At 65.3% G+C, this 12,042-nt stretch carries 7 protein-coding genes; 5 read left to right on the top strand and 2 right to left on the bottom strand.

Going from position 1 to position 12,042, the window contains the following annotated elements:
- Window positions 1-92: 92 nt before the first annotated feature.
- Together BM171_RS00745 and BM171_RS00740 are read left to right on the top strand one after the other, a co-directional pair.
- Window positions 93-2,975, top strand: coding sequence for an error-prone DNA polymerase (locus BM171_RS00745; protein ID WP_093008884.1), 2,883 nt, complete (start codon window positions 93-95; stop codon window positions 2,973-2,975).
- 80 nt (window positions 2,976-3,055) lie between these two features.
- Complete coding sequence (locus tag BM171_RS00740; protein ID WP_093008883.1) at window positions 3,056-3,409, top strand: antibiotic biosynthesis monooxygenase family protein; 354 nt, start codon at window positions 3,056-3,058, stop codon at window positions 3,407-3,409.
- Here BM171_RS00740 and BM171_RS00735 read toward each other — a convergent pair.
- Window positions 3,400-4,203, bottom strand: coding sequence for an undecaprenyl-diphosphate phosphatase (locus BM171_RS00735; protein ID WP_093008882.1), 804 nt, complete (start codon window positions 4,201-4,203; stop codon window positions 3,400-3,402). The two genes, BM171_RS00740 and BM171_RS00735, sit on opposite strands and share 10 nt — an antisense overlap.
- Before the next feature lie 224 nt (window positions 4,204-4,427).
- Between BM171_RS00735 and BM171_RS00730 the strand changes: the two genes are divergently transcribed.
- The 3 genes from BM171_RS00730 to gltB are packed head-to-tail and all read left to right on the top strand — an operon-like array spanning window position 4,428 to window position 10,838.
- The gene (locus BM171_RS00730) at window positions 4,428-5,864 is read left to right on the top strand and encodes an NAD(P)-dependent oxidoreductase (protein WP_093008881.1); all 1,437 of its coding nucleotides are present in this window, start codon (window positions 4,428-4,430) and stop codon (window positions 5,862-5,864) included.
- A gap of 22 nt (window positions 5,865-5,886) precedes the next feature.
- Window positions 5,887-6,303, top strand: a complete 417-nt coding sequence (locus tag BM171_RS00725) for a GFA family protein (protein WP_093009257.1) — start codon at window positions 5,887-5,889, stop codon at window positions 6,301-6,303.
- Window positions 6,300-10,838: a glutamate synthase large subunit gene (gltB, locus tag BM171_RS00720; protein WP_093008880.1), complete on the top strand. Its 4,539-nt coding sequence runs from the start codon at window positions 6,300-6,302 to the stop codon at window positions 10,836-10,838. The genes BM171_RS00725 and gltB overlap by 4 nt, the downstream gene beginning before the upstream one ends.
- Before the next feature lie 60 nt (window positions 10,839-10,898).
- Here the strand turns inward: gltB and BM171_RS00715 are convergent, their stop codons facing one another.
- Entirely contained in the window at window positions 10,899-12,041 is a 1,143-nt protein-coding gene (locus tag BM171_RS00715) for an aminodeoxychorismate synthase component I (protein ID WP_093008879.1), read from the bottom strand.
- Window position 12,042 lies beyond the last annotated feature (1 nt).

Raw genomic sequence — 12,042 nt, 5'->3', positions numbered from 1 at the left:
GACACCCCCGAGGTATTTGGGCCAACCCAAATTGGGGTTGGATGCTAAAGAACAAAGTGGGAACATGCAGCGGAAAGCTGCCTGATTCCCTCATGTCCGTCGAACTCAGCATCACATCGAACTTCACCTTCCTGACCGGCGCGTCGCACCCTGAGGAATTCATGGAGCGTGCGGCGCTGGAGGGGCTGGAGGCCATTGCCGTCGCCGATGCGAACTCGGTGGCCGGGATCGTGCGCGCGTGGCAGCGCGCGCGGGAGATCGCGCGGATCGTGGCCGAACGCGCCGAAGCCGAAGCGGCGGACGGCCTTATCGGCCCGCCTGCGCCAGAGGGCTGCGAGGCAGGCCCGTCCCTTGCGATCCGCAACGTGCCGCGGCTCATCCCGGCGGCGCGGCTCGTTCTGGCCGAAGGGCTCGAGATCACCGCGCTCGCGGCGACGCGGGATGGCTGGGCGCGGCTGTGCCGGCTGATCTCCAGGGGGCGGCTCCGGGCGGAGAAGGGGGCGTGCGATCTGCGGCTCGCGGACCTGATGGAAGGGGCGGACGGGCTGGAGCTCGTTCTCTCGGGGCCGGAGCCCGGAGAGTTGGCGCGCTGGCAGCCGCTCGCCCGGAGGATCGTGGCGGGGCATAAAGGACGCATCCACATGATGCTGAGCCCGCGCTATGACGGGCAAGATGCGGCGCGCTTCGACCGGCTCGCGCGGCTCGCGGGCGGTCTCGGCATCGAGACGGTGGCGAGCGCGCGGCCCATCATGCATCACGGGCGGCGGCGGCGGCTTGCGGACGTGATGACCGCGATCCGCACCGGCATCCGGGTCGACGATCTTGGCCGCGATGCCTTGGCAAACGGCGAGCAGCGGCTGCGGTCAGCGCCCGAGATGCGCCGCCTTCTGGGCCCTCATGCCCCGGCGCTGGACCGGGCGGTGCGGCTTGCGGCGCGCTGCGATTTCGACCTTGGCACGCTCCGCTACGAATACCCTTCCGAGATCACGGATGGAGAGACTGCCGATGCGCGGCTCGCACGGCTGGCGCGGGCGGGGCTCAAATGGCGTTATCCGGGCGGCGCGCCTGAGAAGGTGACAAAGCTGCTCGAGCACGAACTGGCGCTGATCGCGCAGCTGGCCTATGCGCCCTATTTCCTGACCGTGCGCGATATCGTGGCCTTCGCCCGCGAGCGGGGGATCCTCTGCCAGGGGCGCGGCTCTGCGGCCAATTCGGTGGTCTGCTATTGCCTCGGCGTCACATCGGTCAGTCCCGAGATCGGCACAATGGTCTTCGAGCGTTTCGTCTCGGAGGCGCGCGACGAGCCCCCCGATATCGACGTCGATTTCGAGCACGAGCGCCGCGAGGAGGTGATCCAGCACATCTATGCGCGCTACGGTCGGCACCGCGCGGGGCTCTGCGCGACGGTCATCCATTATCGCGGCAAGCGGGCCATTCGCGAGGTGGGCGCGGCGATGGGGCTTTCCCAGGATACGATCGGGGCGCTCTCGTCGCAGCTCTGGGGCTTCTTCTCCACGAACGGGATCGAGCCGCAGCGGATGCGGGAGATCGGGCTCGACCCCGAGGATCCGCGGCTGATGCTGACGATGGAGCTGATCTTCGAGATCATCGGCTTCCCGCGGCATCTCTCGCAGCATGTGGGCGGGTTCATCGTGACCGAGGGGCGGCTCGACGAACTGGTGCCGATCGAGAATGCGTCGATGGAGGATCGCACGGTCATCTGTTGGGACAAGGACGATATCGATGCGCTCGGTATCCTCAAGGTCGACGTGCTGAGCCTTGGAATGCTGACCTGCATCCGCAAGGCGTTCGACCTGATCGCGCGGCATCACGGGGCGCGGCACGACCTGGCGACCCTGCCGCCCGAGGATCCGACCGTCTACGACATGCTCTGCCGCGCCGATTCCATCGGGGTCTTCCAGGTGGAGAGCCGGGCGCAGATGAACTTCCTGCCCCGGATGCGGCCGCGCAGTTTCTATGACCTGGTGATCGAGGTCGCGATCATCCGGCCGGGGCCGATCCAGGGCGATATGGTCCATCCCTATATCCGCCGCCGGAACGGAGAGGAGGACGTCTCCTTTCCCTCGGATGCGCTGGGGCAGGTTCTGGGCAAGACGCTGGGCGTGCCGCTCTTTCAGGAGCAGGCGATGCAGATCGCCATCATCGGGGCGGGGTTCACGCCCTCCGAGGCGGACCGGCTGCGCCGGGCCCTCGCCACCTTCAAGAAGCTCGGACATATCGGCGATTTTCGAGAGCGGTTCCTTAGGGGGATGCGCAAGAACGGCTACGAGGCCGATTTCGCGGAGCGCTGCTTTTCCCAGATCGAGGGGTTCGGCTCTTACGGGTTTCCCGAAAGCCATGCGGCGAGTTTCGCGCTCCTCGTCTATGCCTCGGCCTGGATCAAGTGCCACCATCCCGGCATCTTCGCCTGCGCGCTGCTGAACGCGCAGCCGATGGGGTTCTATGCGCCCGCGCAGATCGTGCGGGATGCGCGCGAGCACGGGGTCGAGGTCCGGCCCGTGGCGATCAATGACAGCTACTGGGACAACGTGATGGAGCCCGACGGACGCGGCGGACTCGCGCTCCGGCTCGGGTTTCGGCAGATCAAGGGGCTGTCCGAGGAGGACGCGGTCTGGCTGACCGCCGCGCGCGGCAACGGCTACCAGAGCGTCGGCGATGTCTGGCGGCGGGCCGGGCTCGCGCCTGCCCGCGTGGCGCGGCTCGCGGAGGCGGATGTCTTCGCCCCGCTCGGGCTCACGCGGCGCGCGGCGCTCTGGGAGGCGAAGGCGCTGGGCGGCGCGAAACCCCTGCCGCTGTTCTCGGGAGATATGGACGGGGAGGGGATCGTGGAGCCAGCGGCGCTCCTGCCCGAGATGAGCGAGGGCGAGGAGGTGGTGGAGGATTACGTCGCCATGCGCCTGACGCTACGGCGGCATCCGGTGGCGCTCTTGCGGCATGTGCTGACGCCGGGATGAGGGCGGCAAGTCCAGGGGCATAAGCGGCGCCTTCCCGCGCGGCATGGAACACATTATGACACCCTGCGAGGAGGCCGCCCATGATCGCGATCATTTTCGAAGTCATCCCCGCCAAAGGGCGCAAGGACGAATATCTCGACATCGCCGCAGAAATGCGCCCGATGGTGCATGAGGTCGAGGGCTTCTTAAGCGTCGAGCGGTTCCAGAGCCTCACCGATCCTGACAAGCTCCTGTCGATCTCATTCTTCGAGGACGAGGATGCGGTCGAACGCTGGCGGCAGCTTGCAGCCCATCGCGGCGCGCAGTCGAAGGGGCGGCGCGGCGTCTTTTCGGACTACCGGCTCAAGGTCTGCCACGTTCTGCGCGATTACGGCATGTTCGACCGTGCCGAGGCGCCGGACGACAGCCGCGCGGCGCACGACGCTCAGGAATAGGCGTAGACCAGAAGGGCGAGGCCGAGGATCACGCGGTAGATGACGTAGGGTGTGAAGCTGACGCTCCTGAGGAGCCGCATCATCAGCGCCAGAGCGGCGAGCGCGGCCAAGAAGGCTAGCGCCGCGCCGATGGCGGCATCGCGCCAGGGGAAAACGTCCGGCTCCATGAGCGCCTCTGCGCCGAGAAGCGCGCCAGAGGCAAGGATCGTCGGGATGGACATCAGCATGGCAAGCTTGGCCGCGTCGTGCCGGCCGTAGCCGAGTTGCCGTCCGCCGGTGATGGTGATGCCTGAGCGCGACGTGCCGGGAATGACTGCCAGAACCTGCCAGAGGCCCATGATCATCGCGTGTTTCAGCGTCCATTCGGGCGCGGTGCGAGTCTCAGCGCCGGTGCGATCCGCCCAGTAAAGAACGAGGCCGAAGACGATCATCGCCCAGCCGATCACCGCGACGGAACGCAGCGCGTCGTCGAGGCCGGTGAGGCGCAAGGCCAGGCCCGCGGCCATGACGGGGATCGTCGCGATCAGAAGGCACAGTGCGAGAAACGCGCCCTTGGTGTCGATCTTTCCTTGCGCCAGTCGCAGCGTGCCGCCGAGCGCCACCCGCACATCGGACCAGAAATAGAGGATCACCGCACCGAGCGTGCCGATATGCACCGCCACGTCGAGCGCCAGTCCCTGATCCTCGGCCCCGGTCAGGCCGGGCAGGAGAATCAGGTGGCCCGAGGAGGAAACCGGCAGAAACTCGGTGATGCCCTGGATGAGGGCCAGAAGGACGAGGTGCCAGAGGGACATGAGATGGCCTTGGATAACGGGACGCCTGCCTTCCCTATAATCAGAGTGATTCCAGAGGGAAGGGGGAATATATATCGCAAACCGGACCTAAATATGCTGTGTGCTGGTGTGCTTTTCGACTTCCCGAAGGCCGTTTTTTGAATATATGTCAGTATTGCTGACTTTTATTATTCCGAACGCAGCTATATGACGCCGACGAGAGGAATTCCGAGGACATTATCGACATGGCCAAGCAGCCGATGCTGAAATTCGTGACCGTTGGTCGCGACATGCCCGACAAGCGCACCGCAGAGGAGCGCCGCGAGGACTTCCAGGAGATCTATGCCGAGTTCGCGGAGCAAAAGGCCGCGGAGCAAGCCGGTCGCTGTTCGCAGTGCGGTGTGCCCTATTGTCAGTCGCACTGCCCGCTCCACAACAACATCCCCGATTGGCTGAAGCTGACCGCCGAAGGACGCCTGCAAGAGGCCTACGAGGTCAGCCAGGCGACCAACACCTTCCCTGAGATCTGTGGCCGGATCTGTCCGCAGGACCGTCTTTGCGAAGGCAATTGCGTGATCGAGAAATCGGGCCATGGCACCGTGACCATCGGCGCGGTGGAGAAGTACATCACCGACACCGCTTGGGAGGAGGGCTGGGTCCAGCCGATCGAACCTGCCGCCGACCGTCCCGAAAGCGTCGGCATCATAGGTGCAGGACCGGGCGGGCTTGCCGCTGCCGATGTCCTGCGCCGCGCCGGTGTGCAGGTCACGGTCTATGACCGATATGACCGCGCGGGCGGGCTGATGACCTACGGCATTCCCGGCTTCAAGCTCGAAAAGCCCGTCGTCATGCGCCGGAACGAGCAGCTCGAAGCGGGCGGCGTGACCTTCGTGATGAACTGCAATGTCGGCGAGACCATCGGTTTCGACGAGATCCGCGAGAAGCATGACGCGGTCATCATAGCGACCGGCGTTTACAAGAGCCGTGATCTCAAGGGGCCGGGGGCCGGTGCGGACGGGATCGTGCGGGCGATCGACTTCCTCACCGCGTCGAACCGCGCGGTGAATTTCGGCGACCACGTGCCGGAATTCGAAAGCGGTGAGCTCAACGCGAAGGGCAAGCGCGTGGTGGTCATCGGAGGCGGTGACACCGCGATGGATTGCGTCCGCACCTCTATCCGGCAGGGCGCGACCAGCGTGAAGTGCCTCTACCGCCGCGATCGTCAGAACATGCCCGGCTCTCAACGCGAGGTTGCCAATGCCGAGGAGGAAGGCGTCGAGTTCGAATGGCTGACCGCGCCGAAGGCCTTCAAGGGCGACCCGGTCAATGCGGTCGTCGTTCAGAAGATGCGCCTGGGCGCGCCCGACGCGACAGGTCGCCAAAGCCCCGAGCCCATCGAGGGTGCGGAATACGATGAGCCCGCCGACCTCGTGATCAAGGCGCTCGGATTCGAAGCCGAGGAGTTGCCGACGCTGTGGGGGCAGGAAGGGCTCGAAGTCACCCGCTGGGGCACGGTCAAGGCGGAGTTCACCAGCGGCAAGACCAGCCTCGATGGCGTCTATGCCGTCGGTGACATCGTGCGCGGCGCAAGCCTTGTCGTCTGGGCGATCCGCGATGGGCGCGACTGCGCCGAGGCGGTGTTGAGCCAGTTCGACGGCGCCAGCGCCATCGCTGCGGAATAGGATGGTCGGCGCCGAGACCTCCATGACCGGCGCGTGCCTGTGCGGCGCCGTGACCCTGAGCGTTGCCCACCACGAGGGCGGCGTTCACGCCTGTCACTGTCGCATGTGCCAACGCTGGACGGGCGGGGTCTATGTCATGGTGCCGGTCGCGCCGGAAGACGTGAAGATCGAAGGGCCGGTGCGCCGCTATCGCAGCTCGTCCTTCGCCGAACGCGCCTTTTGCGGTACCTGTGGCAGCCATCTCTGGCTGCGGGATGACGGGGCCGAATACGAATTGATGCCGGGGCTCTTCGACGCGGCCGCGTCGTTGCCGCTCACGAGCGAGATATATGTGGACCGGGCGCTGAAGGCGCTGAGCCTCGCGGGGGATCACCCGCGCCGCACCCGGGCCGAATACGAAGCTGAGAATGCCTTTGTGCCGAAGGAGAACCTGCCATGACCAAATACGACGCCAACTGGGCCGCCGAGATGGAGGCCGAGCGCCAATGGCTGGCCGAGAACGGGCTCTATTCCGAAGCCGAGGAGCATTCCTCCTGTGGCGTCGGCCTTGTCGTCTCCATCGATGGAACGCCCTCGCGCAAGGTCGTGGATGCCGGGATCACCGCGCTCAAGGCGATCTGGCATCGGGGCGCGGTCGATGCGGACGGCAAGACCGGCGACGGCGCTGGCATCCATGTGCAGATCCCGGTTTCCTTCTTCTACGACCAGATCGAGCGGACGGGCCATGACCCGCGCAAGGATGAGCTGATGGCCGTGGGCCAAGTCTTCCTGCCGCGCACCGATTTCGGCGCGCAGGAAACCTGCCGGACCATCGTAGAGACCGAAGTCCTGCGGATGGGCTATTATATCTACGGCTGGCGACACGTGCCGGTGAACGTCGACTGTCTTGGCGAGAAGGCCAACGCAACCCGCCCCGAGATCGAGCAGATCCTGATCTCGAACGCGCGCGGCGTCGATGAGGAAACCTTCGAGCGCGAGCTTTACGTGATCCGCCGCCGGATCGAGAAAGCCGCCGCCGCCGCGGGTGTGGCGCAGCTCTATATTGCGTCGCTCTCCTGCCGGTCGATCATCTACAAGGGCATGATGCTCGCCCAGGATGTCGCGGAGTTCTATCCCGACCTCCAGGATCAGCGCTTCGAGAGCGCGTTTGCAATCTACCACCAGCGCTATTCCACGAACACCTTCCCGCAATGGTGGCTCGCGCAGCCCTTCCGGATGCTCGCCCATAACGGCGAGATCAACACGCTCAAGGGCAACACCAACTGGATGAAGAGCCACGAGATCCGCATGGCGTCGGCCACGTTCGGAGACATGGCGGGCGACATCAAGCCGATCATCGCGAACGGCGCGTCGGATTCGGCGGCGCTCGACGCGGTGTTCGAGGTGCTGGTGCGGGCGGGCCGCAATGCGCCGATGGCCAAGACAATGCTGGTGCCCGAAAGCTGGTCCAAGCAGGCCGAGGAACTGCCGCAAGCGTGGCGCGACATGTATTCCTATTGCAACTCGGTGATGGAGCCCTGGGATGGCCCGGCGGCGCTCGCCATGACCGATGGTCGCTGGGTCTGCGGCGGCCTCGACCGGAACGGCCTTCGGCCGATGCGCTACGTGGTGACAGGCGACGATCTGCTGATCGCAGGTTCCGAGGCCGGGATGGTGCCGATCGAAGAGGCCAGCGTGAAGGAGAAGGGCGCGCTCGGCCCCGGTCAGATGATCGCCGTCGACATGAAGGAAGGCGCACTCTTCCACGATGTCGAGATCAAGAACAAGCTCGCGGCCGCGCAGCCGTTCGGCGACTGGGTCGGCAAGATCACCGAGCTTGACGAGCCGCTTTCCAAGGTCGAGGAGGCGCCGCTCTTCGAAGCCGGTGAGCTTCGCCGCCGCCAGATCGCGGCAGGCTATACCGTCGAGGAGATCGAGCAGATCCTCGTGCCGATGGCCGAGGATGCGAAGGAGAGCGTGGCCTCCATGGGCGACGACACGCCCTCCGCGGTCCTGTCAAAGCGCTACCGGCCACTGTCGCATTACTTCCGGCAGAACTTCAGCCAGGTGACGAACCCGCCGATCGACAGCTTGCGCGAATTCCGCGTGATGAGCCTCAAGACGCGCTTCGGGAACCTCAAGAACGTGCTCGACGAGAGCTCGGCGCAGACCGAGATCCTCGTGCTCGATACACCGTTCGTCGGTAACGCCCAGTTCGACGCGCTCAAGATTCATTTCAACGCCGAGATGGTGGAGATCGACTGCACCTTCCCTTCGGGCGGCGGGCGCAACACGCTCAAGGAAAACCTCGAGCGGATCCGCGCTGAAGCGGAGGACGCGGTGCGCTCTGGCGCGGGTCATATCACGCTGACCGATCACCATGCCGACGAGAGCAAGGTCGCGATGCCGATGATCCTGGCCACGAGCGCGGTGCACAGCCACCTGACGCGCAAGGGCCTGCGGACCTTTTGCTCGCTCAACGTGCGCTCGGCGGAATGCATCGATCCGCATTACTTCGCGGTTCTGATCGGTGCGGGTGCGACCGTGGTGAACCCCTATCTTGCCGAGGACACGATCGCGGACCGCATCCGGCGCGGCCTTCTCGACGGCTCGCTGACCGACGCGATGAAGCGTTATCGCGACGCGGTCGACCTTGGCGTCCTGAAGATCATGTCGAAGATGGGCATCTCGGTCGTCTCGTCCTATCGCGGCGGCCTCAACTTCGAGGCCGTGGGTCTCTCCCGCGCGATGTGCGCCGAATACTTCCCCGGCATGATTTCCCGTATCTCCGGGATCGGCGTCTCCGGCATCCAGAAGAAGGTCGAGGAGATCCACGCGCTCGGCTTCCGCGGCGGGCGCGACGTCATGCCCATCGGCGGTTTCTACAAGGCGCGCAAATCCGGCGAAACCCATGCCTGGGGCGCGCAGACCATGCACCTGATGCAATCGGCGTGTGACCGGGCCTCCTACGAGACATGGAAGCAGTATTCCAAGGCGATGCGGGCAAATCCGCCGATCCACTTGCGCGATCTGCTCGACATCAAGCCGATGGGGCCGAAGCTTCCCATCGAGGAGGTCGAGAGCATCACCTCGATCCGCAAGCGGTTCGTCACGCCGGGCATGTCCCTCGGCGCGCTGTCGCCTGAGGCGCATCGCACGCTGTCCATCGCGATGAACCGGATCGGCGCGAAGTCCGATAGCGGCGAAGGTGGCGAGGATCCCAAGGATTCAACGCCCGACGCGAACGGCGACAACCGCTCGGCCAAGATCAAACAGGTTGCATCGGGCCGTTTCGGCGTGACGGCGGAATACCTGCTGAATTGCGAAGAGCTCGAGATCAAGGTCGCGCAGGGCGCCAAGCCCGGCGAGGGGGGCCAGCTTCCGGGCATGAAGGTCACGCAACTCATCGCGAAGCTGCGCCATTCGACGCCCGGCGTGACGTTGATCTCGCCGCCGCCGCATCACGATATCTACTCGATCGAGGATCTCGCGCAGCTCATCTACGACCTGAAGCAGATCAATCCGGTCGCGAAGGTGACGGTAAAGCTGGTCGCCTCCTCGGGCGTCGGGACCATCGCGGCGGGTGTCGCCAAGGCCAAGGCCGACGTCATCCTGATCTCGGGCCACAATGGCGGCACGGGAGCGAGCCCTGCGACCTCCATCAAGTATGCGGGTCTGCCTTGGGAGATGGGCCTCACCGAGGCGCATCAGGTTCTGTCCATGAACAACCTGCGGAGCCGCGTGACCCTGCGTACCGATGGCGGTCTCAGAACGGGGCGCGACATCGTCATGGCGGCGATGCTCGGCGCGGAGGAATACGGCATCGGCACCGCCGCGCTTATCGCGATGGGCTGCATCATGGTCCGTCAATGCCAGTCGAACACCTGCCCGGTTGGCGTCTGCACCCAGGATGATCGCCTGCGCGAGAAGTTCACCGGCAATGCCGACAAGGTCGTGAACCTCATCACCTTCTACGCGCAGGAAGTGCGGGAGCTTCTGGCTGAAATCGGTGCGCGCTCGCTCGACGACGTGATCGGGCGCGCGGATCTTCTGAGCCAGGTCAGCCGCGGCTCGGATCATCTGGATGATCTCGATCTCAACCCGCTCCTGATCCGCGTGGACGGGGCCGACGAGGTGCGCCTCGACCGCAACGGGCCGCGTAACGAGGTCGACGACACGCTCGACTCCGAGATCGTGAAGGACGCCGCGCGCTTCCTGAACGAAGGCGAGAAGATGCAGCTGTCCTACGCGGTGCAGAACACGCACCGCACCGTCGGCACGCGGACATCGAGCCATATCGTGCAGAAATTCGGAATGCGGAATGCCCTGCAGCCCGATCACCTGCATATCAAGCTGACGGGGTCCGCCGGTCAGTCGCTGGGTGCTTTCGCTGCGCCGGGCCTCAAGATCGAGGTATCGGGCGATGCCAACGATTACGTCGGCAAGGGCCTTTCCGGCGGGATCGTCGTCGTGCGTCCGCCGATGGCCTCGCCGCTGGTGGCAGCCGAGAACACGATCATCGGCAACACAGTGCTTTACGGCGCGACGGCGGGGTATCTTTTCGCCGCGGGCCGGGCGGGGGAGCGCTTTGCGGTGCGAAACTCGGGCGCGCATGTGGTGGTCGAAGGCTGCGGCTCCAACGGTTGCGAATACATGACCGGCGGGGTCGCTGTGATCCTTGGCTCGATCGGTGCGAATTTTGGGGCCGGGATGACCGGCGGCATGGCCTATCTCTACGATCCCGACGGCGTCGCGCGGGATTATATCAACCCCGAGAGCCTCGTGATGGGGCCGGTCACGGTCGAGCATTGGGAAGCCGAGCTGCGCGGCTTGATCGAGCGGCACCATGCCGAGACGGGCAGCCGCAAGGCCGCCGATATCCTCCAGCATTGGGAGGAAGAGCGTGGCAACTTCCTGCAGGTCTGCCCGACCGAGATGCTCGACAAGCTCTCGCATCCCGTGGGGCTCGAGGCCGAGGCGGTGCCGGCCGAATAACCAGAAGGGGCCGGACACTGCGTCCGGCCCTTTTCACGGTCCGTCGCGGGTTTCCGGTGGTTATTCGGCGGCTTGAGGCTGCGGCGCGATGTCGGCAAACCGCGCCTTGAGCAGTGCTTCGTCGTATTCCGCCTCTGCGGTGCTGTCGTAGACGATACCGCCGCCCACATCGAACCGCATCGTGCCGTCTTCGTGGCAGGTGAGCGTCCGGATCGCGACGTTGAATTCCATCGTGCCGTCAGGGGCGATCCAACCTATTGAGCCGCAATAGACCCCGCGCGGCCCTGCCTCCAGCTCGGCAAGGATCTGCATCGCGCGGATCTTTGGCGCCCCGGTGATCGACCCGCAGGGAAAGAGCGCCTGAATGAGTTCGGGTAGCGTGACACCCTCGCGCAGCTCAGCTGTGACGGTCGACGTCATCTGGTGCAGTGTCGCGTAGGTCTCGATCTCGAAGAGCTGAGGCACGGCGACGCTTCCGATCCGTGCGATCCGGCCGAGATCGTTCCGCAGAAGGTCCACGATCATGAGGTTTTCGGCACGGTTCTTTTCGGAGCTTTGCAACCACGCCGCCTGCGCCGTGTCCCCCTCGGCGGTCGCGCCGCGCGGGGCAGTGCCCTTCATCGGTCGCGCGGTCAGGCTGCCGGACGCATCGCAGCGAAAGAACAGTTCGGGCGAGCGGGACAGGATCACCGGTCCACCAAGATCGACAAAGGCTCCGTATCTGACCGGCTGATGATGAAGAAGCGCGGCATAAAGCGCCTCGGGCGTGCCGTAGAGCTCAGTCTTGAAGGGGAAGGTCAGGTTGGCCTGATAGATGTCGCCCGCCGCGATGTAGTCCCGCACCTGATCGAACCGCGCGCGGTACTCGTCTTGCGACCAAAGCGGCACGGTCGCGCCGAGACCGAAGGGCAGCATCGCGCTGTGTTGCGACGGTGCCCGCGGCGCATCGAAGACACCGAACTGCAGAAGCGGCCCCGACCTCTCAGCGGGCATCGCATCGGCCAGTTTCGGCGTCAGCGCATATCCGGCCTCGTAGGCGACATGACCCGCCAGCCAGTAGCCCGCGCGTCGCCAACTCTCCATCTCTGCCAGCAGAGGTGCAACGTCTTCAGCATTCCACGCGGACAGAACGCGGAGCGGCGCGCGGAATTCCGTGCCGTGCCCCAGCGGGCCGGTATCGAAGCGAATGCTGCGGGCCGACATG

This window comes from Roseivivax halotolerans, from assembly GCF_900115815.1.
Classification (GTDB): Bacteria; Pseudomonadota; Alphaproteobacteria; order Rhodobacterales; family Rhodobacteraceae; genus Roseivivax; species Roseivivax halotolerans.
Note: the sequence above shows the minus strand (reverse complement) of the source record. Positions and strands in the feature narration are given on the sequence as shown.